The organism is Mesorhizobium sp. M0618 (genome assembly GCF_040320765.1).
Taxonomy (GTDB): Bacteria; Pseudomonadota; Alphaproteobacteria; order Rhizobiales; family Rhizobiaceae; genus Mesorhizobium.
On the sequence record NZ_JAMYQH010000023.1, the window covers coordinates 37,290 to 61,713 of the forward strand.

At 61.9% G+C, this 24,424-nt stretch carries 28 protein-coding genes; 22 read left to right on the forward strand and 6 right to left on the reverse strand.

The genetic code is table 11. From position 1 onward, the window contains the following. Positions 1 to 247 precede the first annotated feature (247 nt). Genes dapA through NKJ04_RS22795 form a run of 3 tightly spaced genes read left to right on the forward strand, consistent with a single transcriptional unit; the run spans position 248 to position 2,357 of the window. Positions 248 to 1,129, forward strand: a complete 882-nt coding sequence (gene dapA, locus NKJ04_RS22785) for a 4-hydroxy-tetrahydrodipicolinate synthase (protein ID WP_352441273.1) — start codon at positions 248 to 250, stop codon at positions 1,127 to 1,129. Positions 1,130 to 1,154: 25 nt separating this feature from the next. Then, complete coding sequence (smpB, locus tag NKJ04_RS22790; protein WP_013532594.1) at positions 1,155 to 1,634, forward strand: SsrA-binding protein SmpB; 480 nt, start codon at positions 1,155 to 1,157, stop codon at positions 1,632 to 1,634. A 15-nt stretch (positions 1,635 to 1,649) separates the two neighbouring features. Continuing rightward, positions 1,650 to 2,357, forward strand: coding sequence for a glycoside hydrolase family 25 protein (locus NKJ04_RS22795; RefSeq protein ID WP_352677445.1), 708 nt, complete (start codon positions 1,650 to 1,652; stop codon positions 2,355 to 2,357). A gap of 55 nt (positions 2,358 to 2,412) precedes the next feature. Here the strand turns inward: NKJ04_RS22795 and NKJ04_RS22800 are convergent, their stop codons facing one another. The 4 genes from NKJ04_RS22800 to NKJ04_RS22815 are packed head-to-tail and all read right to left on the reverse strand — an operon-like array spanning position 2,413 to position 4,327. Next, complete coding sequence (locus NKJ04_RS22800) at positions 2,413 to 2,718, reverse strand: addiction module antidote protein (RefSeq protein ID WP_023812859.1); 306 nt, start codon at positions 2,716 to 2,718, stop codon at positions 2,413 to 2,415. Continuing rightward, on the reverse strand, positions 2,709 to 3,035 hold the full coding sequence (locus NKJ04_RS22805) for a type II toxin-antitoxin system RelE/ParE family toxin (protein WP_352441272.1): 327 nt from the start codon (positions 3,033 to 3,035) through the stop codon (positions 2,709 to 2,711). The genes NKJ04_RS22800 and NKJ04_RS22805 overlap by 10 nt, the downstream gene beginning before the upstream one ends. 42 nt (positions 3,036 to 3,077) lie before the next feature. Next, positions 3,078 to 3,734 (reverse strand): uracil-DNA glycosylase, encoded by a 657-nt coding sequence (locus NKJ04_RS22810; protein ID WP_128303033.1) that lies wholly within the window; start codon positions 3,732 to 3,734, stop codon positions 3,078 to 3,080. Between the two features lie 11 nt (positions 3,735 to 3,745). Further along, positions 3,746 to 4,327, reverse strand: a complete 582-nt coding sequence (locus NKJ04_RS22815) for a LabA-like NYN domain-containing protein (RefSeq protein ID WP_023812862.1) — start codon at positions 4,325 to 4,327, stop codon at positions 3,746 to 3,748. A gap of 324 nt (positions 4,328 to 4,651) precedes the next feature. Here NKJ04_RS22815 and rpoZ point away from each other — a divergent pair, with 324 nt between their 5' ends. The 15 genes from rpoZ to NKJ04_RS22890 all read left to right on the forward strand — a co-directional run bounded on the left by rpoZ (position 4,652) and on the right by NKJ04_RS22890 (position 19,325). Continuing rightward, positions 4,652 to 5,053, forward strand: coding sequence for a DNA-directed RNA polymerase subunit omega (rpoZ, locus tag NKJ04_RS22820; RefSeq protein WP_023812863.1), 402 nt, complete (start codon positions 4,652 to 4,654; stop codon positions 5,051 to 5,053). Positions 5,054 to 5,184: 131 nt separating this feature from the next. After that, positions 5,185 to 7,413 (forward strand): RelA/SpoT family protein, encoded by a 2,229-nt coding sequence (locus tag NKJ04_RS22825; RefSeq protein ID WP_023812864.1) that lies wholly within the window; start codon positions 5,185 to 5,187, stop codon positions 7,411 to 7,413. 50 nt (positions 7,414 to 7,463) lie between these two features. Then, complete coding sequence (gene pyrE / locus NKJ04_RS22830) at positions 7,464 to 8,042, forward strand: orotate phosphoribosyltransferase (protein ID WP_127267157.1); 579 nt, start codon at positions 7,464 to 7,466, stop codon at positions 8,040 to 8,042. A 70-nt stretch (positions 8,043 to 8,112) separates the two neighbouring features. Further along, on the forward strand, positions 8,113 to 8,493 hold the full coding sequence (locus NKJ04_RS22835) for a VOC family protein (protein WP_352677480.1): 381 nt from the start codon (positions 8,113 to 8,115) through the stop codon (positions 8,491 to 8,493). 255 nt (positions 8,494 to 8,748) lie between these two features. Continuing rightward, positions 8,749 to 9,348 (forward strand): DUF2062 domain-containing protein, encoded by a 600-nt coding sequence (locus tag NKJ04_RS22840; protein WP_128303036.1) that lies wholly within the window; start codon positions 8,749 to 8,751, stop codon positions 9,346 to 9,348. Further along, on the forward strand, positions 9,345 to 9,758 hold the full coding sequence (gene acpS, locus NKJ04_RS22845; RefSeq protein WP_128303037.1) for a holo-ACP synthase: 414 nt from the start codon (positions 9,345 to 9,347) through the stop codon (positions 9,756 to 9,758). Before NKJ04_RS22840 ends, acpS begins: the two co-directional genes overlap by 4 nt. Positions 9,759 to 9,836: 78 nt before the next feature. Then, entirely contained in the window at positions 9,837 to 10,586 is a 750-nt protein-coding gene (lepB, locus tag NKJ04_RS22850) for a signal peptidase I (protein ID WP_352677446.1), read from the forward strand. Next, a complete protein-coding gene (gene rnc, locus NKJ04_RS22855) occupies positions 10,586 to 11,338 on the forward strand; it encodes a ribonuclease III (protein ID WP_128303083.1) in 753 nt (250 codons plus the stop codon). The genes lepB and rnc overlap by 1 nt, the downstream gene beginning before the upstream one ends. After that, a complete protein-coding gene (gene era, locus NKJ04_RS22860; protein WP_128303038.1) occupies positions 11,335 to 12,261 on the forward strand; it encodes a GTPase Era in 927 nt (308 codons plus the stop codon). The genes rnc and era overlap by 4 nt, the downstream gene beginning before the upstream one ends. A 5-nt stretch (positions 12,262 to 12,266) precedes the next feature. Continuing rightward, positions 12,267 to 13,160 (forward strand): aminoglycoside phosphotransferase family protein, encoded by an 894-nt coding sequence (locus NKJ04_RS22865; protein WP_352677447.1) that lies wholly within the window; start codon positions 12,267 to 12,269, stop codon positions 13,158 to 13,160. A 45-nt stretch (positions 13,161 to 13,205) separates the two neighbouring features. Then, positions 13,206 to 13,337 carry a hypothetical protein gene (locus NKJ04_RS22870; protein ID WP_352677448.1) on the forward strand — a complete coding sequence of 44 codons (132 nt, stop codon included), beginning with the start codon at positions 13,206 to 13,208 and terminating at the stop codon, positions 13,335 to 13,337. A 550-nt stretch (positions 13,338 to 13,887) separates the two neighbouring features. Then, the gene (locus NKJ04_RS22875; protein ID WP_352677449.1) at positions 13,888 to 15,045 is read left to right on the forward strand and encodes a porin; all 1,158 of its coding nucleotides are present in this window, start codon (positions 13,888 to 13,890) and stop codon (positions 15,043 to 15,045) included. A gap of 131 nt (positions 15,046 to 15,176) precedes the next feature. Further along, complete coding sequence (recO, locus tag NKJ04_RS22880; RefSeq protein ID WP_352677450.1) at positions 15,177 to 15,953, forward strand: DNA repair protein RecO; 777 nt, start codon at positions 15,177 to 15,179, stop codon at positions 15,951 to 15,953. Further along, a complete protein-coding gene (locus tag NKJ04_RS22885; RefSeq protein WP_023812876.1) occupies positions 15,950 to 16,468 on the forward strand; it encodes a PaaI family thioesterase in 519 nt (172 codons plus the stop codon). Before recO ends, NKJ04_RS22885 begins: the two co-directional genes overlap by 4 nt. A 112-nt stretch (positions 16,469 to 16,580) precedes the next feature. Then, on the forward strand, positions 16,581 to 19,325 hold the full coding sequence (locus tag NKJ04_RS22890; protein ID WP_352677451.1) for a DUF2339 domain-containing protein: 2,745 nt from the start codon (positions 16,581 to 16,583) through the stop codon (positions 19,323 to 19,325). Positions 19,326 to 19,375: 50 nt separating this feature from the next. Here NKJ04_RS22890 and NKJ04_RS22895 read toward each other — a convergent pair whose 3' ends face one another. Together NKJ04_RS22895 and NKJ04_RS22900 are read right to left on the reverse strand one after the other, a co-directional pair. Continuing rightward, positions 19,376 to 19,585, reverse strand: coding sequence for a hypothetical protein (locus NKJ04_RS22895; RefSeq protein ID WP_352677452.1), 210 nt, complete (start codon positions 19,583 to 19,585; stop codon positions 19,376 to 19,378). A gap of 178 nt (positions 19,586 to 19,763) precedes the next feature. After that, positions 19,764 to 20,015: a type II toxin-antitoxin system Phd/YefM family antitoxin gene (locus NKJ04_RS22900; protein WP_023812878.1), complete on the reverse strand. Its 252-nt coding sequence runs from the start codon at positions 20,013 to 20,015 to the stop codon at positions 19,764 to 19,766. Between the two features lie 219 nt (positions 20,016 to 20,234). Here NKJ04_RS22900 and NKJ04_RS22905 point away from each other — a divergent pair, with 219 nt between their 5' ends. From NKJ04_RS22905 to NKJ04_RS22920, 4 genes are all read left to right on the forward strand, one after another. Next, the gene (locus NKJ04_RS22905; RefSeq protein WP_023812879.1) at positions 20,235 to 20,753 is read left to right on the forward strand and encodes an RNA polymerase sigma factor; all 519 of its coding nucleotides are present in this window, start codon (positions 20,235 to 20,237) and stop codon (positions 20,751 to 20,753) included. Next, positions 20,750 to 21,541, forward strand: a complete 792-nt coding sequence (locus NKJ04_RS22910) for an anti-sigma factor family protein (protein ID WP_352677453.1) — start codon at positions 20,750 to 20,752, stop codon at positions 21,539 to 21,541. The genes NKJ04_RS22905 and NKJ04_RS22910 overlap by 4 nt, the downstream gene beginning before the upstream one ends. Positions 21,542 to 21,851: 310 nt before the next feature. After that, positions 21,852 to 22,955 (forward strand): peptidase C39 family protein, encoded by a 1,104-nt coding sequence (locus NKJ04_RS22915; RefSeq protein ID WP_127257394.1) that lies wholly within the window; start codon positions 21,852 to 21,854, stop codon positions 22,953 to 22,955. Beyond that, complete coding sequence (locus NKJ04_RS22920) at positions 22,955 to 24,418, forward strand: RimK family ATP-grasp domain-containing protein (RefSeq protein WP_023812882.1); 1,464 nt, start codon at positions 22,955 to 22,957, stop codon at positions 24,416 to 24,418. The genes NKJ04_RS22915 and NKJ04_RS22920 overlap by 1 nt, the downstream gene beginning before the upstream one ends. Positions 24,419 to 24,424 lie beyond the last annotated feature (6 nt).

A 24,424-nucleotide genomic window follows, 5' to 3' on the forward strand; every position in this document is an offset into this window, starting at 1 on the left:
GCCGTTCGAATTGCGTTTGCTGGCACCATGGCAATGCTTGCCGCGCAACCATGTCGAGACTATGGTGCGCCGCTTCGCTTTCGGCTAGAAGGCGCGCACGATAAACACCGATGCATGTCGCCCAAAAGTGGACACCGGTTTTGGGGCAACGGCATGCATGAACTAAAGATGCATGTCGCCCAAAAGTGGACACCAGTTTTGGGGCAACGGCATGCATGAACAAACAAGTCCCAAGGAGTTGGACGATATGCTGAGAGGCTCGCTTACTGCGCTCGTGACGCCGTTCGAAAAGAGCGGGCGTTTCGACGAGAAAGCCTTTCGCGCGTTCGTCGAATGGCAACTCGCGGAGGGCACGACGGGCCTGGTGCCGGTCGGCACCACCGGCGAGTCGCCGACGCTGTCGCATGACGAGCACCGCCAGGTCGTCAAGGTGTGTATCGAGGTGGCCAAGGGCCGCGTTCCGGTCGTCGCCGGCGCCGGCTCCAACAACACCGAGGAAGCGGTCGGCCTCGTGCAGTATGCCGAGAAGGCCGGTGCGGATGCTGCACTCGTTGTCACGCCCTATTACAACAGGCCGACACAACGCGGCCTGTACGAGCACTTCGCGGCGGTCGCCAGGGCGACCAAGCTGCCGATCATCATCTACAACATCCCGCCGCGCTCGGTGATCGACATGATGCCGGAGACGATGGGGCGGCTTGCGCACGACTTCAAGAACATTGTCGGCGTCAAGGATGCCACCGGCAAGGTCGAACGGGTCTCCGAGCAGCGCGCCACGTGCGGCATGGATTTTATCCAGCTTTCGGGCGAGGATGCTTCGGCGCTTGGATTCAACGCGCATGGCGGCGTCGGCTGCATCTCGGTGACCTCGAATGTCGCGCCGCGGCTGTGCGCGGAATTTCAGGAGGCGACGCTGTCCGGCGACAGCGCCAAGGCACTGGAATTGCAAGATCGTCTGCTGCCGCTGCACAAGGCGATCTTTATCGAACCTGGCGTTTCCGGGGCGAAATATGCGCTGTCGAAGCTGGGCAAGGTCGAAAATGTGCTGCGTTCGCCGCTAATGACGGTCGAACAGTCGACCGCCGACAAGATCGATGCGGCGATGAAGCACGCCGGCTTGATTAATTAGGGATGAGGCGCCACCTCTCCGCATCATGAATCAAGTCAGAAAAGCCGATCCCAACAACAAGACCGTTTCGGAAAACCGCAAGGCGCGGTTTTCCTATGAGGTGCTCGACACGGTCGAGGCCGGTCTGGTGCTGACCGGCACCGAGGTCAAGTCGCTGCGCCAGGGCCAAGCCAACATCCAGGACAGCTATGCCTCGGTCGAAGGCGGCGAGATCTGGCTGATCAACTCTTATCTGCCGGAATATCTGCAGGCCAACCGCTTCAACCATGAGCCGCGCCGGCGCCGCAAGCTGCTGCTCAACAAGCGCGAGATGGCGAAACTGTCGCAGAGTGTCGACCGCGAAGGCATGACGCTGGTGCCGCTGAAAATCTATTTCAACGACCAGGGTCGCGCCAAGCTGTTGCTCGCCGTCGGCCGCGGCAAGAAACTGCACGACAAGCGCGAATCCGAGAAGCAGCGCGACTGGTCGCGCGAGAAGGGCCGGCTCTTAAAAGAGCGTGGGTAGGCTGGGGCCATTCGCTTGACGAACCGGATTGTTCTTTTCGGTCTAGCGAGCCTGGTCTCGGTGTGCCTCATCACGGCAGGCGGCTATCTCTACTTCCGCACATTCTCGCCGGATCGCGATAAATATCCGGTCAGGGGCATCGACGTCTCCCATCATCAGGGCCAGATCGATTGGCGGCGCGTAGCCGCCGACGATGTCGCCTTTGCCGTCATCAAGGCGACCGAAGGCGGCGATCATGTCGATGATGCTTTCGCACGGAATTTGGAAGAGGCCCGGGCCGCCGGTCTCGCCGTCGGCGCCTATCACTTTTTCACCTTTTGCCGGCCGGGTGCGGACCAGGCGAAGAATTTCATCTCGGTGGTGCCGCACGATCAGCCCCTGCTGCCGCCCGTGGTCGATATCGAATTCGGCGGCAACTGCCCGCAGCGGCCGACGCCCGAACAATTGAACGCCGAACTGGCCGCGTTCCTCGCTCCAGTCGAGGCGGCGTTCGGCAAGCCGGCGGTGGTCTATCTGACCGACGACGCAGCGGAAGCGTATGCAGGGCGCATTGCTGCCCGTCCGCTCTGGCTCCGCTCATTGCTCCTGGAGCCGGATCGCGACGACTGGGTCTACTGGCAGTACCACAACAGGGGTCGCGTCGACGGCATCAACGGCGATGTCGACCTGAATGTGCTGCAGGGTGGGCCGAAGAAATTGGCCGAGCTGTTCGCTGCACCTTGATCAGACGAATTCCGCTGGCGAGATAGAGAACCAAATGTCGGCGCGCTGATCCGTGTTACGCAGCGTTCCGTCCTGCCTGCGCGCTCACGAAGGTCAGTTTCAGACCAAGCGCCTCGGCCACTTTCATGATCGTTGCGAATTCGGGATTCCCTTCGCCGCTCAGGGCCTTGTAGAGAGCCTGTCGCGTCATACCGGCTTTCTCGGCAAGTCTCGTCATGTTCTGCGCACGCGCAATGACGCCAAGCGCATGAGCAATCTCCGCTGCGGTGCCATCTTCGCACGTCGCTGCCAGATATGCTTCGATTGCCTCTGGAGTGTCGAGATATTCGGCCCCGTCAAAGGCTGTGACTTTCATTGCCATATTGCCTTGTCCTTCCATTCCTTGGCGAGTTTTTTTGCGGCTGCGATGTCTCTGCTTTGCGTTCCTTTGTCGCCACCGCAAAGGAGCAGCACGCACAAGTTGCCTGCTTGGAGGAAATAGATGCGATAGCCAGGACCATCGTCGATCCGCATTTCGCTTATGCCCTCGCCAACGGGCTTGACGTCTCCCGGATTGCCTACAGTCAGTCGGTCGATGCGCCGAACAATGCGGGCTTTTGCTTGCGCGTCGCGGAGGTCTTCGAGCCAGCGTTTGAATGTATCGGTTTCGAAACCTGCATCATGGTAACTGTAAACCATGGTTGACTATTGTCAAGGGGAGAAGCTGATTGCTTATCGTGCCTACTTGCCCAAGAACGCTGCTATCTGGCTGAAAACGCTGACGAACATTGCCTCGGTCAGCACGCCGGTATTGGTGTTGTAGCGTGAGCAGTGATAGCTCGAAAACAGCGTGACGCCACCGGCCGGCAGCTGCCCGCCATGCTTGAACGGGTAGGCGGCGACGCGCCCACCCAGTGCCCGCACGGTCGACTGGTGCGCGATCGATCCCAGTGCCAGCACGGCGCGCAAATTGGGGAACCGCGCGATCGTCGGCACCAGGAATGTCCGACAGGTGGCAATCTCTGCGCCCACCGGCTTGTTCTCCGGCGGCACGCAGCGCACCGCGTTGGTGATCGCGGTGCCGACAAGCTCCAATCCGTCGTCGGGTCTGGCCTTGAATTCGCCGCGTGCAAAACCGTGCGAAATCAGCGTCGAGTAGAGCAGGTCGCCGGCATAGTCGCCGGTGAACGGGCGGCCCGTTCGGTTTGCACCGCGAAGGCCGGGCGCCAGCCCGACGATCAGCAGTTGGACCGTCGCGTCACCTTCGGGAGGCAAAAAAGTCGGCACCGGCGCATTGAACCAGGACGGCTCGCGCTGCCGCCATTCGGCGATGAAGTCATGCAGCCGCGGGCAGAGCGGGCAATCGCGGCCGGGTTCGGAGGCGGAAAGGGCGGTCAAGGCGACTGGCCTCAGTAATCGTCCTCGTCGACTTCGGCCGGCTCGGGCCGCCGCACCGACCGCTCGGAGGGATCACGGCCGACCTCGTTCTTCAATGTCATCAGGTCGATGAAATGGTCGGCCTGGCGGCGCAGGTCGTCGGAGATCATCGGCGGCTGCGAGGCCATGGTCGAGACGATCGACACCTTGCGGCCACGCCGCTGCAACGCCTCGACCAGCGTGCGGAAGTCGCCGTCGCCGGAAAAGATGACGTAGTGGTCGACGACATCGGCGAGCTGCAGCGCATCGACCGCAAGCTCGATGTCCATATTGCCCTTGATCTTGCGGCGACCGGTCGAGTCGGTGAACTCCTTGGCCGGCTTGGTGACCACCTTGAAGCCATTATAGTCGAGCCAGTCGATCAACGGACGGATCGAGGAGTATTCCTGATCCTCGACCAGCGCCGTGTAATAATAGGCGCGCAACAGATAGCCGCGCTTCTGAAAGCTCGACAGGAGCTTGCGATAGTCGATGTCGAAGCCGAGTGCACGCGACGTCGCGTAAAGATTGGCGCCGTCGATGAATAGGGCGATTTTTTCACGAGGGTCGAACATGGAAAATATTCCTTCTCGAAATAAACGGCCGTCTAAACGAAATGCGATAGCGTTCGGTCAGGCTCATAATAAACCGGCTGACCTCCATGCCATCCGAGATAGCGCCAGTTTCGCGGCAATCCAAGGGTGCGTGCTGTACTGCAAGCAATTGTGATCGGGACACCGAACACATAACCACAGACAGGTTTTGCCAAATCGGGTGTTTGAACCAAGGTTTGGGCGCCATGCAGCCCGGCCATTGCCATGATGCTTGTATTTTGGCGGCGTTCGGGTTATGGACCGCGCCTGTTTTCCATCAAATCCATCGCATGAAAGGGGCAATCCATGGCCCGCGTAACCGTTGAAGATTGCATCGACAAGGTCGACAACCGCTTCGAGCTGGTGCTCTTGGCCGGCCACCGCGCCCGCCAGATCAGCCAGGGCGCGCCGATCACCGTGCCGCGTGACAACGACAAGAACCCGGTCGTGGCGCTGCGCGAGATCGCCGATGAGACGCTTTCGCCCGACGACCTCAAGGAAGATCTGATCCATTCGCTGCAGAAGCATGTCGAGGTCGACGAGCCCGAAGCCGACGGCGAGGCGATTGCCGATCAGACCGGCGCCGCCGTTGCGGCCACCGACGCCGATGACACCGAGGAGAACGTCACCTTCGACCGGATGACCGAGGAAGACCTCCTGGCCGGCATCGAGGGCCTGGTGCCGCCGGAAAAGAGCGACGACTACTAAGCCAGCCACGGTTGCGAAGGTCGCTGGAACAATCTTCCGCACTTCCGCATCGGCAGTTTCGTGGCTATCTATGACATGCGCCGTACAGCCGTGCGGCGCATGATTCATTTCACCGCTGCGAGATCCCGCCCATGATGCGTCAGTATGAGCTTGTCGAGCGCGTCCAGCGCTACAAGCCTGACGTCAACGAGGCGTTGCTCAACAAGGCCTATGTCTATGCCATGCAGAAGCATGGCCACCAGAAGCGCGCTTCCGGCGACCCGTATTTCTCGCACCCGCTCGAAGTCGCCGCCATCCTCACCGAGATGCATATGGACGAGGCGACGATCGCGGTCGCCCTGCTGCACGACACGATCGAGGACACGACCGCCACACGGGCCGAGATCGACGATCTGTTCGGCCCCGAAATGGGCAAGCTGGTCGAGGGCCTGACCAAGCTGAAGAAGCTCGATCTCGTCTCGAAGAAGGCCGAGCAGGCGGAAAACCTGAGAAAGCTTCTGCTGGCGATTTCGGAAGATGTCCGCGTGCTGCTGGTCAAGCTCGCCGACCGTTTGCACAATATGCGCACCCTCGACCATATGCCGGAGGCCAAGCGCCTGCGCATCGCCGAGGAGACGATGGATATCTACGCGCCGCTGGCCGGGCGCATGGGCATGCAAGGCATGCGCGAGGAACTGGAGGAGATCGCCTTCCGCTTCATCAATCCGGAAGCCTATCGCGCCGTCACCGCACGGCTTGCCGAAATCTTCGAGCGCAACAAGGGCGTGCTGACGGACATCGAAAAAGCGCTGTCCACGCTGTTCGAGAAGCATGCGATCAACGCCGGCGTGAAGAGCCGGCAGAAGAAGCCGTGGTCGGTGTTCCGCAAGATGGAGGCCAAGGCGCTGTCCTTCGAGCAGCTGTCCGACATCTTCGGCTTCCGCGTCGTCGTCGACACGGTCGAGGATTGCTATCGCGCGCTTGGCGCCATCCACACCGCGTGGTCGATGGTGCCGGGCCGCTTCAAGGATTACATCTCGACGCCGAAGCAGAACGATTATCGGTCGATCCACACCACCATCGTCGGCCCGTCGCGCCAGCGTGTCGAACTGCAGATCCGCACCCGAGAGATGAACAAGATCGCCGAATACGGCGTCGCTGCCCATTCGATCTACAAGGACACCGGCGGCAAGACGAATGGCGCCGCCCACGCGATTTCGAAGGAAACCAACGCCTATGCCTGGCTGCGGCGCACCATTGAGCAGCTTGCCGAAGGCGACAATCCCGAGGATTTCCTCGAAAATACCAAGCTAGAACTGTTTCAGGACCAGGTGTTCTGCTTCACCCCGAAAGGCATGTTGATTGCGCTGCCGCGCGGCGCGACACCGATCGACTTCGCCTACGCGGTGCACACCGATGTCGGTGACACCTGCGTCGGTGCCAAGGTCAACGGCCGCATCATGCCGCTGATGACGGAGCTGAAGAACGGCGATGAGGTCGAGATCATCCGCTCCAAGGCACAGGTTCCGCCGGCGGCGTGGGAATCGGTCGTCGTCACCGGCAAGGCGCGCTCGGCCATCCGCCGTGCCACCAAGAATGCCATCCGCAAGCAATATTCGGGTCTCGGCATCCGCATCCTGGAACGCGCCTTCGAGCGTGCCGGCAAGACCTTCACCAAGGAGAGCCTGAAGCAGGTGCTGCACAGGCTGGCGCGCAAGGACATCGAGGATGTGCTGGCCTCCGTCGGGCGCGGCGAGCTCGCCTCCACCGACGTCATGAAGGCGGTATTCCCCGACTACAAGGATGAGCGCGTCACCACGGCCGTCCCCAAGCCGCGCGAGGAGGGCTGGTCGAAGATCCGCAATGCCGCCGGCATGCTGTTCCAGATTCCGGGTCGTGCCGCGCGCAAGGACAAGGACCAGCCACGCGATGGCGCCGTGCCGATCCGCGGCGTGCGCGGCGATCTGCCGGTGCGCTTCGCGCCGGAAGGGGCGGTGCCTGGCGATCGCATCGTCGGCATCGTCCAGCCGGGCACCGGCATCACCATCTATCCGATCCAGTCGCCGGCGCTGCAGGCGTTCGACGATCAGCCCGAACGCTGGATCGACGTGCGCTGGGACATCGACGAGCGCACCAAGGAACGCTTTCCGGCGCGCGTATCGGTCACCGCCATCAACGCGCCGGGGTCACTCGCCGATATAGCGCAGGTGGTTGCCTCGAACGACGCCAACATCCATACACTGTCGATGGTGCGCACTGCTCCCGACTTCACCGAAATGCTGATCGATCTCGAAGTCTGGGATCTCAAGCACCTCAACCGGCTGCTGTCGCAGCTCAAGGACAATTCGAGCGTCAGCGACGCAAGACGCGTCAATGGCTAGACCATGCTCCGGTTTCGGACAAAGTCATGGTCAATCAAAAAGAGGCAGACATGAACACCGATGAAGTGCTGGGCATTTTCCGCGAGGCGGGTGCTGTTCTGGAAGGGCATTTCATTTTGACCTCGGGCCTGCGCAGTCCGGTCTTCCTGCAGAAGGCGCGCGTGTTCATGCATGCCGACAAGACCGAGCTTCTGTGCAAGGCGTTGGCCGAGAAGATACGCGCTGGCGTGCCAGGCAAGATTGATTATGTCGTCGGCCCGGCGATCGGAGGGCTGATCCCAGCCTACGAGACCTCGCGTCATCTCCGCGTGCCGGCGATCTGGGTCGAGCGGGAAGGGGGCGAGTTCCGCTTGCGCCGCTTCGAGATCGCCAGGGGCTCGCGTGTCGTCATCGTCGAGGACATCGTCACCACTGGCCTGTCGATCCGTGAGACCATCGAGTGCCTGCGCGATCTTGGCGCCGAGGTGGTGGCCGCAGCCTGCATCATTGATCGTTCGGCTGGCAAGACCGATGTCGGTGTGCCGCTCATCGCGCTTGCCGAGTATGAGGTCCCGGCCTATCCGGCCGACCGGCTGCCGCCGGAGCTTGCCGCCATCCCGGCGATCAAGCCCGGCAGCCGCAACATCTGACGGGGCATTTTTTTCGCCCAACAATGTGCGGCGGTTTTGGGGAAAGCGACATGCGTGAGACAGATTGGAAATGATCGCCGGCATCGATCATTTCGTGCTGACGGTCGCTTCGCTGGAAGTGACCTGTGAGTTTTACCAGCGCGTGCTGGGTTTTGAGCGCATCGACGCGGCGGATCGGCCGACGGCGCTGGCTTTCGGTACCCATAAGATCAATGTGCATGAGGTCGGCCGCACCTTCGAGCCCAAGGCGAAGTCGCTGACATCAGGATCAGGTGATTTCTGCCTGATCACCGACCGGCCACTGGATGAGGTCCGTGCCCGGCTCGCGGCCAATGGTGTGGCGGTGGAACTCGGCCCGGTCGAACGTGTCGGGGCTAGAGGTCCTATGATGTCGGTCTATTTCCGTGACCCAGACGGCAATCTGGTCGAGGTCAGCGAATACCTGCGGTAGCCGCCGGCGACGAAGCGCCTTTCGGCGATGCGACTGCCGGTTCCCTAAATTCGCCGCGATTATCCAATGTTCGAAGCAAGACCTGCCGCCCCGAAGGGCGGCGACAAGCGCGGCGCACAGAAGGTGTTTGGTTGTTCTTGCGCCAGCGCGTCGTTATATAAGGTGGCGATTGCCATAGGGTGATCGTCAAGCGCAAGATGTGGCTGCCACGCCCGGCTGAAGGTGCCGTTGCGGGCGCTGTGGAACGGGAACAGAGTGCTTTTTCGACGCCGCAAGCCTGATGGCCTTTATGAGCGGGTGCGTACCTACCTTTGGCCGCGCCGCTCGTTTTCGCGCTCGCTTCAGTATTTTTCCAAGCGCATCCTGCGGCTGAAGGCCACACCGCATGCGGTTGCGGCCGGTGTTGCGGCCGGTGTCTTCGCTTCATTCTTTCCCGTCGGTTTCCATTTCATCATCGCTGCCCTCCTGTGCTGGGTGATCGCCGGCAATCTGGTGGCGGCCGCTCTCGGCGCGGTTTTTTTCGGCAACCCGCTGACCTTCCCGTTGCTATGGGGCGCGTCGTGGGAAACGGGCAAGCTCATCCTGCATGACCGCCTGCCGACGCATGGGCCGCCGGCACATCTGGGCGAGATGCTGCATAATCTCTCCTTCGCGCAATTGTGGAAACCGGTCCTCGAACCGATGCTGATCGGCGCGGTTCCGCTCGGGCTCGCCTTCGGGCTGCTGTTCTACGCCATCACGCGCTGGGGCATGAACGCTTTCCGCGAACAGCGGCGCAAGCGTCTGGCCGAGCGTGCAAGCCGGCATGCGCAATCGTCCCATCCAGGCGCAAGCATCGGTTCCACTGCGCGATGATCATCGGCATCGGCAGCGACCTGATCGACATCAGACGCATCGAAAAGTCGCTGGAGCGTCACGGCCAGCGCTTCATCCAGAGAATCTACACCGAGATCGAACAGGCCCGCTCCGAAAACCGGCAGGCGCGTGCTGCCTCCTATGCCAAGCGTTTCGCTGCCAAGGAGGCCTGCGCCAAGGCGCTGGGCACCGGTCTGGCGCAGGGCGTGTTCTGGCGCGACATGGGTGTCGTCAACCTGCCCAGTGGCGCGCCGACCATGGCGCTGACCGGAGGAGCGCAGGCCAGGCTGGACAAAATCCTGCCAAAAGACCATCGCGCGGCAATCCACCTCACCATCACGGATGATTTCCCGCTCGCTCAAGCCTTTGTGATCATCGAGGCGCTGCCCGTCGAAGAAGCGCCACATTGATTGCCTCTGACGACCGGCATTGACGTTGCCCAGCGCGCGCCGAGACTCTATACCATCCAACGCACAATCGAGGACGACATGAGCGTGGCTGAAAAATCCGAGAAGAAATCCGGCGGGCTTGGCGAGACCGTCAGCGTCATCGTCCAGGCGCTTTTGCTCGCCCTGGTCATCCGCACGCTGCTGTTCCAGCCTTTTTCGATCCCGTCGGGATCGATGCGGCCGACGCTTTTGGAAGGCGACTATCTGTTCGTCACCAAATGGTCCTATGGCTATTCGCGCTACTCGCTGCCTTTCGGACCCGATATTTTTTCAGGCCGCATCTGGGGCTCCGAGCCGAAGCGCGGCGACGTAGCGGTTTTCAAGTTCCCGCCTGATCCGTCCGTCGACTACATCAAGCGCGTTGTCGGCCTGCCGGGTGACAAGATCCAGGTCAAGGAGGGCCAGCTGTTCATCAACGGCGTCGGCGTGCCCCGCGTGAAAACAGGCCAGATCGACAATCCCGACATCACCGAAGAATCGCGACCGATCGATGTGTATCGTGAGACCTTGCCCAACGGCGTCAGCTACGACACGCTCGACCTGAATTCGAACTCGATCGGCGACAACACCCGCGAATTCGACGTGCCGCCCGGCCACTATTTCATGATGGGCGACAACCGGGACAATTCCGCCGACAGCCGTTTCACCGTCGGCTACGTTCCCGCGGAAAATCTGGTTGGCCGCGCCAATCTTGTTTTCTTCTCGATCGCCGGCAAGGCGAGCCCTCTCGAAATCTGGAAATGGCCGTCGCTGATGCGCGCTTCGCGCCTGTTCCACTTCGTCAATTGATGGCTTTGAAGCGTCCGACAGGCGAAACTCTGGCCGGTTTGGTGAAGGCCAAGACCGGCCACGTCTTCAAGGATGTCCGTTTGCTCGAGACCGCCCTGACGCATTCCAGCGCGGTCAAGGCGGCCACCAACAACCAACGTCTTGAATTTCTTGGCGACCGCGTGCTCGGGCTTGTCGTCGCCGATATGCTTTTCGAGAAATTTCCCGATGCGCCGGAAGGTGAAATCGCGCCGCGCTTCAATGCGCTGGTCGATGCGCGGACATGCTCGGAAATCGGCATCGAAATGCAGCTCGAAGATCTGGTCCGCGCCGATTCTGCCTTGAAGATGCGGTCGCGTGGCTCGGGCGGAAACTATCTGGCGGATGCGGTAGAAGCCCTGATCGCGGCGGTTTACGTCGACGGTGGCATCGAGGCCGCGCGGCGGTTCGTCCTGCGCTACTGGGAACCGCGCTCGCATACGGTGATCGCAAAACCGCTCAATCCGAAATCCGATCTGCAGGAATGGATTGCCAAGGCCAGCGATGCGCGTCCCGAATATGTGATCGAGAAACGCGAAGGCCCGGACCACCAGCCCGTCTTCACCGTGTCCTTGCAGGTCCGCGGCTTTGCGCCGATAAGCGGTACTGGCGGCTCCCGCAGGGTTGCCGAAGAAGCGGCGGCTTCGGCATTTCTTTTGCGCGAAGGCGTCTGGGCCACCACGTCGGCCCAAAAATCGGAGCGCGCGCGCTCAAGTGAAGGGAGTGCGGCATGACCGCCACCGAAGAACCGGCAACGGAAGCTGCCCCCACGCATTCCGGTTTCGTTGCCCTGATCGGCGCGCCCAATGCGGGCAAGTCGACGCTGGTCAACCAATTGGTCGGCGCCAAGGTGTCGATCGTCACCCACAAGGTGCAGACGACCCGCGCCATCGTGCGCGGCATCGCCACGCATGACAATGCGCAGATCGTTTTCGTCGACACGCCCGGCATCTTCAAGCCGAAGCGGAGGCTCGACACGGCGATGGTGACCACCGCCTGGGGCGGGGCCAAGGACGCCGATATCGTGCTGCTTTTGATCGACGCCGAGCGCGGCATCAGGGGCGACGCCGACGCCATCCTCGAACGGCTGAAGGATGTGCGCCAGCCGATGGTGCTGATCCTCAACAAGGTCGACCGCGTCAAGCACGAAGCGCTGCTGGCTCTGTCGGCGGCAGCGAACGAAAGGGTGCCGTTCAAGCGCACCTTCATGGTTTCGGCGCTGACTGGTTCCGGCTGCAAGGACGTGCTCGATTACCTGGCCGAGGCTCTGCCGGTCGGTCCCTGGTACTATCCGGAAGACCAGATCTCGGACCTGCCGATGCGCCAGCTCGCGGCCGAGATCACCCGCGAAAAACTTTATCTCAGGCTGCATCAGGAACTGCCCTATTCCTCGCATATCGAGACCGAGAAATGGGAAGAGAAGCCGGACGGCTCGGTGCGCATCGACCAGACCATCTATGTCGAGCGGGACAGCCAGAAGAAGATCGTTCTCGGCCACAAGGGCGAGACCATCCGCGCCATCGGCCAGGCGGCGCGGATGGAGATAGCAGGCATTCTCGAACAGAAGGTGCATCTGTTCCTGTTCGTCAAGGTGCGCGAGAACTGGGGCGACGACCCCGAGCGCTATCGCGAGATGGGGCTCGAGTTTCCGCGCTAGGCTCGATGGTCAGCAAGCCGAATATCGACATAGCACTTGTCAGCCGATTGATCGCCACGCAATTTCCCAAGTGGAAGGATTTTGCGATCAGGCCGGTTGCATCAGGCGGCTGGGACAACAGGCCCTTTCATCTCGGTGACGAGATGACCGTGCGGCTGCCGAGTGCCGGGGCCTATTCCCTGCAGGTGGAAAAGGAGCATCGTTGGCTGCCGAGACTGGCGCCTCTGTTGCCGCTGCCGATTCCGGTGCCGCTGGCGATGGGAGTTGCGGCCGAAGACTACCCGTGGCACTGGTCCGTCTACCGCTGGATCGAAGGCGAGACGGCAGAGCGCGAGCGGATTGCCAGCCTGCCGCAATTTGCGACCGATCTGGCCGCGTTCCTGGTCACCCTTCAGCGTATCGATGCCACCGGCGGACCGGCGCCGGGACAGCACAATTTCTTTCGCGGCGGAGCACTCAGCGTCTACGATGGCGAGGCCCGGCAAGCGATTGCCGCCCTCGACGGCAAGATCGATACGGACGCCGCCAGTGCGGTGTGGGAGGCAGCACTTGCCGCACAATGGCACGGTGCACCGGTCTGGTTCCACGGTGACGTCAGTTGGGGAAACCTGCTGGTCAGGCAAGGCCGGTTGAGCGCGGTGATCGACTTCGGAACCTCCGGCGTCGGCGATCCCGCCTGCGATCTGGCGATTGCGTGGACGCTGTTGGAAGGCAAAAGCCGGGAGGCGTTTCGTGCCGGCCTTCCGGCCGACGGGGCGATGTGGGCGCGCGGTCGTGGCTGGACGCTTTGGAAGGCGCTGATCACGGTTGCCGGGCAGATCGACGTCAACCCTGTCGAGGTTGAAAGATCCCGTCCTGTGATCGATGAAGTGCTTGCCGATCACGCGCACGGGGCGTGAGGCGCCAAACGTTCAAGCCGCTCTCGCCCACCAGATCCTGATCCTGTGGCCGAATCATCCTCGCATGGCGCGACCAGGGACATTCTGACCGAAACGACGCTTTCCCGGACTTATGGAGTGCCGATCCGCCTGATCGAGGCGGGCGACCACGTCGCCTGCGTCGCCAAGGTCGACTGAGAGGCGTCGCGAAGGAATCGCCTTCAACGGTTGACTGCTGTCACAATCAGCGACGCGACAGCGCTCCAGGGGGTTTCGATCGCTTTGGAAGAGGCAGACAGGCTTGGAGGCGTCATCCCGCTTTTCGCCTCGGTATCAAAGTGGGTTTGGCGGATCGGCGGCATCTGACGATAAAGGGGGCGGCAAGATTCAGGCGATTTCGGCGTAAATCAGGTAGATATTCCGCATTATACGGTCATTTTGGAAATATAGCACGTCAGAATTGTATTTAGCCGCGAAAGTATCGGTATATATATTTAATAAATGACATTGTGCCAGTTGTGCCACTCGTCGGATTCGCAAGTGTTATTTGTGCAACACAGTATTAATCTGTTCAAGGAATTGGCATTATTCGAGAAATCGTCATTGAAGACAGATGATCGATGGGTATGTTCGCCGCTGAAAAGGGCGAGCGATGCGAGCCTTTTTCGCTGTGGGGGTGAGGCGGGAAAACATTGCCGCCAGCCACAAATCCGAAGCCATTTATAACTATGACTGGAGAGGTCAGAAAATGAACATCAAGAGCCTCCTTCTCGGCTCAGCCGCGGCCCTCATCGCGGTCAGCGGCGCGCGCGCCGCCGACGCTGTCGTCGTCGCCGAACCGGAACCAGCCGAATACGTCAAGATCTGCGACGTCTACGGTGCCGGCTACTTCTACATTCCGGGCACCGAGACCTGCCTGCGCATCGGCGGCTACCTCCGCTACGACATGGGCGTCGGCGATTCCGGCACGCTGGATGGTGTCAACAACGTTCCCGATCACATGGACGGCGATAGCCACGACACCTATTACAAGAACATGCGCTTCACGCTGAGGACTTATACCGGTCAGGAAACCGAACTCGGCACGTTGAAAACCTTTACCGAGACCCGCTTTCAATTCGGCAACAGCAGCGGGGACTATGATGGAAGCTCCTCCACTGGCTGGCAGGCCGGCAATAACAAGGCAGATGGAACTAGCAAGACTTCGCTGAATTTCGCCTGGATTCAGCTCGGTGGCCTGCGGGTCGGCAAGGATGAAACGGTATACGACCAGTTCATCGGCTATGCCGGCAATGTCATCCAGGACACGCTCATCCCGTACGGTATCAAGGATACCAACCTCATCAGCTACTACTTCGACGCTGGCAGCGGCTTCACGGGCGTGGTCTCGCTCGAAGAAGGCACAGCCGTCAACACCATCGACAGCTACGTTCCGCATGTTGTCGGCGGTTTGAAGTACAAGGGCGACTGGGGTGCGATCACCGGCGTCGTGGCCTATGACAGCAACTATGAGGAAGTGTCCGGCAAGGTCCGTCTGGACGTCAACGTCAGCAAGGAACTGACGCTGTTCGTCATGGGCGGCTATGGCACCAACGATAACATCAACGACTTCGGCACAGGCCGTACCCAATACAAGCCATGGGGCGGAAACTGGGCGATCTGGGGCGGCGGCACCTACAAGTTCAACGACAAGACCTCGTTCAACGCCCAGGTCTCCTATGACGACTGGAAGAACCTCGGCGTCGCGGCCAACGTTGCCTACACCATCGTCCCCGGTTACACGATCACGGCCGAAGTCGATTACCTCAATGCAGGAAAATTCGACGACTTCGACTTCAACAACTGGACCAAGGCCGACAAGAAGAGCAGCGTCGGCGGCATCGTTCGCTTCCAGCGCAATTTCTAACAGATCGACTGACCTCACCAGCCCGCCCGCAGCACATCGCTGCGGGCGGTTTTTATGCCATTGGCATGAGAGTTACCCAGGGCCAAGCCGATACCTTGATTTCGCCACCCGATCGGTGAAAAGCTCCTGAAATGGAATGGCGCGACGAGGGAATCATTCTCGGCACCCGCAAGCATGGCGAAACCAGCGCCATTCTCGAGGTGTTGACGCGAGCGCATGGCCGTCATCTCGGCCTTGTTCGCGGCGGCCGTTCGCGCAAGCAGCAGCCTGTTCTCCAGCCCGGCAACCGTGTCGACCTGTTGTGGCGAGCGCGCCTTGACGAGCACCTCGGCACGTTCCAGGCCGAAGCGATCGAGATGAACGCGGCCCGGCTGATGGACAGCGCCGTCGCCGTCTACGGCTTGCAGACCATGGCCGCGCATCTGCGCCTGCTGCCCGAGCGCGATGCGCACGAAGGTCTTTACGAAACGCTTGCCGTAATGATCGTCCATCTCGACGATGCCGAAATTGCCGGCGAACTGGTGGCGCGCTTCGAGCTTCTGGTGCTGGACGAACTCGGCTTCGGCCTCGATCTCAGTCAATGTGCCGCCACCGGCACGCGACAGGATCTGGCCTATGTCTCGCCGAAGTCGGGACGCGCGGTATCGCGCGAAGCCGGTTTGCCTTGGCGCGACAAGATGCTGGCTCTGCCGGCTTTCCTGCAGCGCGGCTCCGGCCTGCGCGCCGATGCGGCAGCGGTCGAGGACGCCTTCCGGCTCACCGGCTTCTTCTTCAACCGCCATGTCTATGAGCCGCGCGGCTTCGAGCCGCCAGACGCTCGTACCGGCTTCCTCGCCGCCTTGCGCAAACATCACGCGCGCGGCAAGGCCATAGCTGGCGAGGACGCAGCCAGAGAAATCATCACATGAGCGAGGTCGAACTTTATCCTGGCCGGGTCTCACCGCTCGGCCTCGGCACCATTCCGCACGCCGACATCCTGAAATACACCGGTTTGGAATTGCTGCAGCGCATCGTCGACGGCAAGTATCCGGCGCCGCCGATTTCCTTTCAGCTGAATTTCACTCTCACCGAAGTCTCGGAAGGGCGCGCTGTCTTTCGTGGCATGCCGAGCGAGCGCCATCTCAATCCGCTGGGCAGCGTACATGGCGGCTGGGCGGCGACGCTGCTCGATTCGGCACTGGCCTGTGCCGTGCAGACGCTGCTCGAAAAGGGCGAGGCCTATACGACGGCGGAGTTCAAGGTGAATTTGACGCGTCCCATCACGCCGAGGACCGGCGAGGTGGTGTGCGAGGGCAGGGTTGTTCACAAGGGCCGCACGTTGGCGGTGTCGGAAGCGACGTTGAAGGATGCCGGCGGCAAGCTGCTGGCTTTCGGCACCGAAACATGCTCGATCTTTCCGGCCGCCAATCTGGCGGCGCGTTGACTGGCGGCGCATTGAGTTTTCCGAGCTTGGATTTTCTGGCCGCTTGGCCGCCGCATTTGAATGTCAGTACGACGAATGTCAGTGAAAACTGGCCTGGTTTGGGGGAACCGCCATGTTTGAAAGCCTGATCGGCCTTGTCGCCATCATCGCTTTGTTCGTCATCATTTCGCGCCAGCAGAGCCGCATCGGCCTTGTCGAGCGCGAGCTTGGCGCGCTGCGCAGCCTGGTCCTTTCCGGTGCCGTGCCGCCTGCGGCCCAGTCGTCCGAACAGGTGGACGACAACGCGCCCGCCGACATGGCTCCGGACGCAGCGGCTGCGACCGATATCGTTCCGCCGGAGGTAAGCGCATCAGTCACCGCCCCGGCGCCAGCCACGGACACGGAAGACTCGACCGGCGAGATCGTCTCCGGGCCGTGGACCGCTCCAGAACCTGCACCGAAGGCGGTGGATACCGCGGAGCTTCCCGGAGCGGCGAAAGCCGCCCGCCAATCCGATGTCGAAACCGCGCTCGCCACCCGCTGGGCGGTCTGGGTTGGCGGCATCGCACTGGCGCTGGGCGGCCTGTTCCTGATCCGCTACACCATTGAAGCCGGCATTTTCGGTCCCGGCGTGCGGCTGGCCATGGCCGGCGTGCTCGGCCTGGTGCTGGTCGCCGGCGGCGAGTTCATCCGGCGCACCGGCTTCAAGGTGCCGGTGCAAGGGGCCGCCGGCGCTTATATTCCAGCAATCCTGACTGCTGCCGGTGCCTTCATCCTGTTCGGCACCGTCTATGCCGCGCATGGCATTTACGGCTTCATAGGCCCGGCACTCGCTTTCACGCTGCTCGGCGTCATCGGCGTGGCGACGATCGCGGCAGCCCTCGTCCATGGCCAGGCGCTGGCCGGCATCGGTCTCGTCGGTGCCATGGTGACGCCGGTGCTGGTCGCCTCGCAGGCGCCCAATCCCTGGGCGCTGTTCGGCTATCTCGCGATCGTGCTCGCCGCCACCGGCGTCATCGCCCGCATGCGCGCCTGGACGTCGCTGATGCCGGCGGCCTTTTTCGGCACCGGTGTCTGGACCATCCTTTACATGACCGATGCGCGGGGGGCGAACCTCTCCGCCATCCTGTTCATCGACGCCGTCACGCTGGCTGTGCTGGCCCTTGTCTGGCTCGCTCGCCGTGGCGATGAAACCGGGCCGGCCAGGGTTTTCGACTGGCCGTCTATCGTGCCTGGCTTGTTCATCGCATTCTCGGCGCTTGGCCTGTCGGTCGACCCGGTCTTTGCAGCCGCCGGCGATGCCTTGCCGGGCGCGGTGGTGATCGCCGCAATGGTGGCTGTCGCGCTTTATAGTCCGCTGGCGCTGCCGCTCCTCTATGCCGCGGGACTGGTCATGGTGCTGATCTATCTCGGCATCATCCCGCCAACCTCGATCGCTTCCGATTTTTCGGGCGGTGCCCTGGGCGTAGACGGACTGCCGGTGGCCACGTCCAACGCGCTGACCTTGCGCATCGGCATCGTACTTGGCCTGGTTTTCATCGGCGCCGGCTTCTGGGCCGCACGCCGGTTCGCCGCCGGCACGCAGATCCGCGCGGCCTCATGGGCAGCGTGGGGCGTCATCGTCCCGCTGGTCGTCCTGCTGGCGCTCTGGTTCACTTTCGGCAATCTCGACCGTGACTTTGTCTACGCTGCCGCGGCGGCACTGCTGGTCGTCATTTTCGCCGCCGGTGGCGAGTGGATCGCGCGGGCCGAGGAGCCGCCGCTCAAGGGCGGTGTCGCGGTGTCGTTTGCCCTGGGCGGCGCGGCCATCGCCGGGCTCCTGCTCATGCATATGGCTTTCGATTCCGGCTGGACCACCATCCTGCTCGGTGCGGCGGCCATCGTGCCGGCGCTGGCCACGCGCCGGCGCGCCTATCCGGTGCTCGGCTGGATTTCGGTCGGCGCTGTGATCGCGGTGCTTGGCCGCGTCGCTTTCGACCCGACCATTGTCGGCGCCGGGTTCCTGTCGAGGACACCGGTCTTCAACTGGCTGTTGCCCGGCTACGGCGTGCCGGCGCTGGCCTTCGGCTTCGCCGCCTGGCAGCTCGCCCGCACCACGAATGGCCGGCCGCGCCTTGCCATGGAGGCGGCTGCGGCGCTGTTTGCGCTGCTCACGCTCGCCATGCTGGTGCGCCACGCCATGCACGGCGGCGTCATCGACACGGGTGCCATGACGCTCGCCGAACAGTCGATCTACACGCTGATCGCCATCGGTGCCGGCGCCATCCTGGTCGCCATCGACATGCGCTCGCCAAGCTCGGTGCTGCGCTATGGTTCGATGGCCGCCGGTGTGGCCTCGGTCGCCTTCATCGTTGTCAGGCATTTCGTCTTGCTGAACCCATTGTTCACCGACGAATCGACCGGCCGCATCCCGGTGTTCAACCTGTTGTTCCTCGCCTATCTCCTGCCGGCGATCGCCGCCGGGGGACTGGCGCTCTACACCAGGGACAAGCGGCCGAAATGGTATGCCCAGATGCTGGCTGTGGTGGCTGCCGCGCTTGCCTTCGCCTATGCCACGCTCTCGGTGAGGCGTCTTTTCAAGGGCGAGTTCATCGGCTTGTGGAGCGGCCTCGGCCAGCTGGAAACCTACACCTACTCGGCGCTTTGGCTGGTCATCGGTGTGGCGCTGCTCACCGCCGGCGTCTGGCTGAAGTCGCAGGTGCTGCGAATTGCCTCGGCCGCGCTGATCGCGATCGCCGTGCTGAAAGTCTTCATCTTCGACATGTCGGAGTTGGAGGGCGTGCTCAGGGCGCTGTCCTTCATCGGCCTCGGCGCGGTGCTGATCGGCATCGGACTGTTTTATCAGCGGCTGCTGACGCGGGCGGCGAAGGAGGGATGACACGCTTGCTTCCGTGAACAGTTCTTACCGGTTCATGGACCGCCTATTCGCTATTTTCGGATGGTGCCACGCACGCGGCGTTGTACGACTGCCTCTTTGATGAGGCCCGCGATCTTGCGGACAAACGCCGGGCTGAAGGAGCCTATTGGCTTCGTCGTGACCAGATCATAAGCTTCGTCGACTTGTACGCGGTTGTACTCGTCTAGAATCAGCCACGACGGAAAATCGAGCCCACCTCTGCGGCACTCGATTTCGCTCACGGCAACATGCGTGTGGGACTGGTCGGGCTTTTGCGAAGTGAGCGGAAACAAGAAGAGTGCGGCAGGCGTTGCCGGCGTTCTAACCACAATGCAGACGGGCCGCGCCTTGCGGCCGGACTCCTCGCCGACATCAGCCTACCGCGCCCATAGATAGTAGTATCGAAGCAAATCGCCGGGCTTAAGCATCCGGCTTGTCGCCGGTTGTGATGGCCTCCAATCCGGACATGAGTTCATCGTGGATCTCGTCCGGCGCGTCCTCAAGCGTGTAGGCTACGGCATGAGGCGAACTGACGAGCTGCCGGTATTGGGTGGCTGACAGGATGATCAGCTTCTCCTTGCCACGTTTCGTGAGAGCGACAGGCTCGATCATTGCCGTTTCGAGAATTTCGCCGGACGCCCGGTTCATGTCTGAAAAGGTGAACTGCTTCATCGGGTGGTCCTCATACGTATTTCACCTATTGTGCATATTTTACGTATCTAAGCAATCGATTTGCCGCTGCCTTCCGGTCGGGAATAAATCGGCACCAGCCAGCGTTATCTCATTGCTTGGGTGACCGGAGCGGCGGACCGCTTCGCGCTGGCCGCTTGCGCCGCGCCCGGAAGGCGCGTTCAATCGGATCAACAAGGGCGACCTCGAAAACCAGCGGTCATGGACGAAAAGAAGGCAGCAATCCTTGGCGAAATACCGCGCCTGCGCCGATACGCACGCTCGCTTTTGCGCGACCGCGACGCAGCCGACGACCTTGTTCAGGATTGCCTCGAGCGGGCGCTTGTGCGGCTCGACAATTGGCAGACAGGAGAAAGCCCCAGGAGGTGGCTGTTTACGATCATGCATCATTTGTTCATCGATCAGATGCGCAAGGTGAACCGCCGCGGCGAGGCGGCGATGCTGCCGCTGGAGGCGGGCGAGGCCGTTGCCCAGCCGGCCGAGCAGATGGAGAGCATTGCCTCGCGCGAGATCATCGACGCATTGCAGGCGATCAGCCCCGACCGTCGCGCAGCCCTTGTCATGGTTGCCATCGAAGGTTTTTCCTATGCCGAAGCCGCCAACATTCTGGGCGTGCCTGCGGGCACGCTGATGTCGCGCATTGCGCGCGGGCGTGAGGAATTGCGCGGGTTGCTGGACGACACGGCGCGCCGCCGGGCGATAAGGATCGTCGAGAAATGATCCGCCGCGACTTTTCCGAACGTGACATCCACATGGCGCTCGATGGCGAGCTGCCCGGCGATGAGCGCTCGGCCTACGATGCCTGGCTCGACGCCAATCCCGAGATGAAGGCCAAGAGCGCCCGTTTCACCGCCGACCGAGCGGCGCTGCGTGCCGCCTTCGCCGACGTGCTGGACGAAGCCGTGCCTGCGCGGTTGCGCAAGGTCGTGCTTGGCGAGACGCCGGTCAAGGCATCTGTGCCACGCTCACGCTGGTGGCTTGCCGCTGCTGCCGCCGTGCTTCTGGTCACTGGCGGACTTGGTGGCTACTTTGCCGGCATCGATGGCATCGGCCAGGAGGACCCGGCGGAAGATCGGCTGGCCGAGCAGGCAATCGCGGCCCATGTCATCTATGCCGCCGAAAAGCGGCATGCCGTCGAGGTGCCGGCCAGCGACAAGGACCATCTGCAGACCTGGCTGTCCAACCGGATAGGGCTGAAGCTGGTGGCGCCGGACCTGACCGCCGACGGATTCCAGCTGGTCGGCGGCCGGCTGTTGCCGGCAGGCGAGAGCAAGGCCGCCATGCTGCTTTACGAGGACGGGAATGGGCAGCGTATATCGCTGTTCGTCACCACGGAATCGACGGAGAATGCCAGGGGCACCTACGCGGCCACGCAAGACGGACCCGAGGCCGTCTATTGGCTGGACAAGGGCTATGGCTGCGCCGTGGTCGGCTCTTTGCCACGCGAGCGGCTGGCCGAGGTCGCGAGGAGCGCCTACACGCAACTTGTAAACGGGCTGGCAAGCTGAACGGCATCGCTTTTGCCGGTGCCGTCGATCCAAGAATGCTGATCCGGCCGAAGGACCTTTTGCGCCCGTCGGGCCGGCGTCGGATTTGTCACAATTCGGCCCTAATCGAGGTGCGATAGCGCTTGATGAATGCCGTCGCATCGCCCCGAAAATCGGAAACGGTTTTTGGAAATACGAGGCGAAGATTCAAGGTGGTGGAGCGGACTTCGTGCGCCCAGGTGGACGCCGGTTTTCCCAACGCCCTGGTTGGCGTCAAGGACGTGTTCGAGTAGGGCCATTTCCACCACCAATCGAGGTTTTCTGAAGCCGCATGCCTGCCGAGATCCGCACGGCCCGCGCGTCTGACGTCGATGATCTCGCCGCCATCGAGAAAGCTGTTTTCTCAAGCGACCGTATTTCCCGCCGCTCCTTCCGCCTGTTCATCGAGCGTGAAACCGCCGAGACGCTGGTCGCCGAAGTCGATGGCCGCGTGGCCGGCTATGCGATCGTGCTGTTTCGCAAGGGCAGCGGCGTGGCGCGCCTCTACTCGATTGCGACCAGTCCGTTTTTCGGCGGACTGGGTGTCGGCCGCATGCTGCTCGGATCCGCCGAAGATGCCGCCTTCGAGCACGACCGCATGATGCTGCGCCTCGAAGTTCGCGAGGACAACAGCCGCGCGATCCGCATCTACGAACGGGCCGGTTATCGCAAGATCGGCCGTGAGCCCGGCTACTATGAGGATGGCGAAACGGCACTTCGCTACGAAAAGACCTTGCGTGGCGACATTCCGATCGCCACCAAGGTTCCGTTCTACCCGCAGACCTGCGAATTCACCTGCGGCCCGTGCTGCCTGATGATGGCGATGGCCAATTTCGATCGCGGCTTCGTGCCGGATCCGGTCATGGAAATCCGCCTGTGGCGTGAAGCGACGACCGTCTTCATGATGTCGGGTCCCGGTGGTTGCGAGCCATTCGGCCTTGCTGTCTCGGGCTACGAAAGCGGGCTCGCGGTGGAGATCTACGTTTCCTTCTATGGCGCGCTGTTCCTGCAATCGGTGCGCAGTGAGGACAAGCGCAGGGTGATGGAACTGGCCCAGGTCGACTTTCGCCGACGCGCGGAACTTTACGGTATCCCGGTGAATTACCGTGCATTCACAATCGACGATATCCGCGCTGCGATCGCTGGGGGAAAGCTGGTGCTGGTGCTGATCAGCGGCTTCCTGATGTTCGGCAAGAAGGTGCCGCACTGGGTGCTGGCGATCGGCGATGACGGCGACCATATCCTGATCCACGACCCTTGGGTCGAGGATGAAAGGCAGGAGACCATTCTTGATGCAGCCAACATTCCCGTGCCTTACGGCATCTTCATGAACATGGCGCAGTTCGGTCGCGATGGACTGCGTGCCGCCATCACTCTGGGAAAGCGTGACAGATAATGACCTGGGTCATCCTTACCGGCAGGCAGAGCGATCTCGACCAGGTGGCGACACCGCACAAGATCATCACCAATCGCGACTATCTCGCGCATCCGTCACTGTTTCGCGGCCAGCGGCCGAAGGTCATCAACCTGTCGAACAATTACGCCTACCAGAGCCGCGGCTACTATGCGTCGCTGCTGGCAAGCTCGCGCGGCCACAAGGTGATCCCGACGGTCGAAACGATGATCGACCTTTCGGAGCGCAAGCTCTATGAACACGCGCTGCCGGAACTGGAGCTGGCGCTCAACAAATGCCGCAAGGACCTCGGCGACGTTTTTCCGCAAAAGGTCTGCATCTTCTTCGGCATCGGCCCGTCGAAAATCTGGGACCGCTTCGCCAAACTTCTGTTCGACTGGTTCCGCGCGCCGGCGCTCGAAGTCCACATCAAGGACAGCGCCGAATGGGCCTCGATCCGCAAGATCGGTTTCCATCCGCTGGCGCGGATGACCGAGGACGAGGAAAAAAGCTTCATCCAGTGCCTGGAGACCTACACCAACCGCGAATGGCGCGACACCAAGGGCCGCACGCCGGCGCGCTACACCTTCGCCACGCTGGTCGACCCGCATGAGGAATTGCCGCCCTCGGAGATATCGTCGCTGCGCTATTGGGCCAAGATCGCCGAGAAGATGGGCGTCGAAATCGAGCCGATCACCAAACGGGACCTCGCCAAGCTCGCCAATTACGACGCGCTGTTCATCCGCGAGACCACCTCGATCTCCAACCACACCTATCGTTTCGCCCGCCGCGCCCAGCAGGAAGGAATGCCGGTGATCGACGATCCGCTGTCGATGATCCGCTGCACCAACAAGGTCTATCTCAACGAGCTGATGGCCTACAACAAGGTGCCGGTGCCGCCGACGGTGATGATCGCCGGCACCTCGGATCTCGAACTGGCGGCGCAGACCCTGGGCTTTCCGCTGGTGCTGAAGATCCCGGATTCGTCGTTCTCGCGCGGCGTCAAGAAATGCGCCAATTTCGAGGAACTGAAGACGCTGGCCACCGAATGGCTGGAGGATTCCGACCTTCTGATCGCGCAGAAATTCATTCCGACCGAGTATGACTGGCGCGTCGGCGTGCTCGGCGGCCAGCCATTGTTTGCCGTGCACTATCTGATGGCCAAGAAGCACTGGCAGATCGTCAACCACAAGGCCAACGGCAAGCCCGACCAGGGCGGCATCAAGACCTTCACGCTAAAGGAAACGCCGGCGCATGTCGTCGAGACGGCAGTGAAGGCGGCGCGCTGCATCGGTGACGGGCTCTATGGAGTCGATCTCAAGGAGACCAAGGACGGCGTCTTCGTCATAGAGGTCAACGACAATCCCAACCTCGACCATGGCTGGGAGGATTCCGGCGAGAAGGACGAGGTCTGGGTGCGGCTGACGCAGTGGTTCCTGGAGCGGCTGGACCGGCCGGGGCGGTAATTTGAT

What these genes read in the sequence shown, in the direction of transcription:
- dapA (WP_352441273.1), top strand. Translation starts at nt 248, where the DNA reads ATGCTGAGAGGCTCGCTTACTGCGCTCGTGACGCCGTTCGAAAAGAGC.
- smpB (WP_013532594.1), top strand. Translation starts at nt 1,155, where the DNA reads ATGAATCAAGTCAGAAAAGCCGATCCCAACAACAAGACCGTTTCGGAA.
- NKJ04_RS22800 (WP_023812859.1), bottom strand. Translation starts at nt 2,718, where the DNA reads ATGGCAATGAAAGTCACAGCCTTTGACGGGGCCGAATATCTCGACACT.
- NKJ04_RS22805 (WP_352441272.1), bottom strand. Translation starts at nt 3,035, where the DNA reads ATGGTTTACAGTTACCATGATGCAGGTTTCGAAACCGATACATTCAAA.
- NKJ04_RS22815 (WP_023812862.1), bottom strand. Translation starts at nt 4,327, where the DNA reads ATGTTCGACCCTCGTGAAAAAATCGCCCTATTCATCGACGGCGCCAAT.
- rpoZ (WP_023812863.1), top strand. Translation starts at nt 4,652, where the DNA reads ATGGCCCGCGTAACCGTTGAAGATTGCATCGACAAGGTCGACAACCGC.
- NKJ04_RS22825 (WP_023812864.1), top strand. Translation starts at nt 5,185, where the DNA reads ATGATGCGTCAGTATGAGCTTGTCGAGCGCGTCCAGCGCTACAAGCCT.
- pyrE (WP_127267157.1), top strand. Translation starts at nt 7,464, where the DNA reads ATGAACACCGATGAAGTGCTGGGCATTTTCCGCGAGGCGGGTGCTGTT.
- NKJ04_RS22835 (WP_352677480.1), top strand. Translation starts at nt 8,113, where the DNA reads ATGATCGCCGGCATCGATCATTTCGTGCTGACGGTCGCTTCGCTGGAA.
- acpS (WP_128303037.1), top strand. Translation starts at nt 9,345, where the DNA reads ATGATCATCGGCATCGGCAGCGACCTGATCGACATCAGACGCATCGAA.
- lepB (WP_352677446.1), top strand. Translation starts at nt 9,837, where the DNA reads ATGAGCGTGGCTGAAAAATCCGAGAAGAAATCCGGCGGGCTTGGCGAG.
- rnc (WP_128303083.1), top strand. Translation starts at nt 10,586, where the DNA reads ATGGCTTTGAAGCGTCCGACAGGCGAAACTCTGGCCGGTTTGGTGAAG.
- era (WP_128303038.1), top strand. Translation starts at nt 11,335, where the DNA reads ATGACCGCCACCGAAGAACCGGCAACGGAAGCTGCCCCCACGCATTCC.
- NKJ04_RS22865 (WP_352677447.1), top strand. Translation starts at nt 12,267, where the DNA reads ATGGTCAGCAAGCCGAATATCGACATAGCACTTGTCAGCCGATTGATC.
- NKJ04_RS22875 (WP_352677449.1), top strand. Translation starts at nt 13,888, where the DNA reads ATGAACATCAAGAGCCTCCTTCTCGGCTCAGCCGCGGCCCTCATCGCG.
- recO (WP_352677450.1), top strand. Translation starts at nt 15,177, where the DNA reads ATGGAATGGCGCGACGAGGGAATCATTCTCGGCACCCGCAAGCATGGC.
- NKJ04_RS22885 (WP_023812876.1), top strand. Translation starts at nt 15,950, where the DNA reads ATGAGCGAGGTCGAACTTTATCCTGGCCGGGTCTCACCGCTCGGCCTC.
- NKJ04_RS22890 (WP_352677451.1), top strand. Translation starts at nt 16,581, where the DNA reads ATGTTTGAAAGCCTGATCGGCCTTGTCGCCATCATCGCTTTGTTCGTC.
- NKJ04_RS22900 (WP_023812878.1), bottom strand. Translation starts at nt 20,015, where the DNA reads ATGAAGCAGTTCACCTTTTCAGACATGAACCGGGCGTCCGGCGAAATT.
- NKJ04_RS22905 (WP_023812879.1), top strand. Translation starts at nt 20,235, where the DNA reads ATGGACGAAAAGAAGGCAGCAATCCTTGGCGAAATACCGCGCCTGCGC.
- NKJ04_RS22910 (WP_352677453.1), top strand. Translation starts at nt 20,750, where the DNA reads ATGATCCGCCGCGACTTTTCCGAACGTGACATCCACATGGCGCTCGAT.
- NKJ04_RS22915 (WP_127257394.1), top strand. Translation starts at nt 21,852, where the DNA reads ATGCCTGCCGAGATCCGCACGGCCCGCGCGTCTGACGTCGATGATCTC.
- NKJ04_RS22920 (WP_023812882.1), top strand. Translation starts at nt 22,955, where the DNA reads ATGACCTGGGTCATCCTTACCGGCAGGCAGAGCGATCTCGACCAGGTG.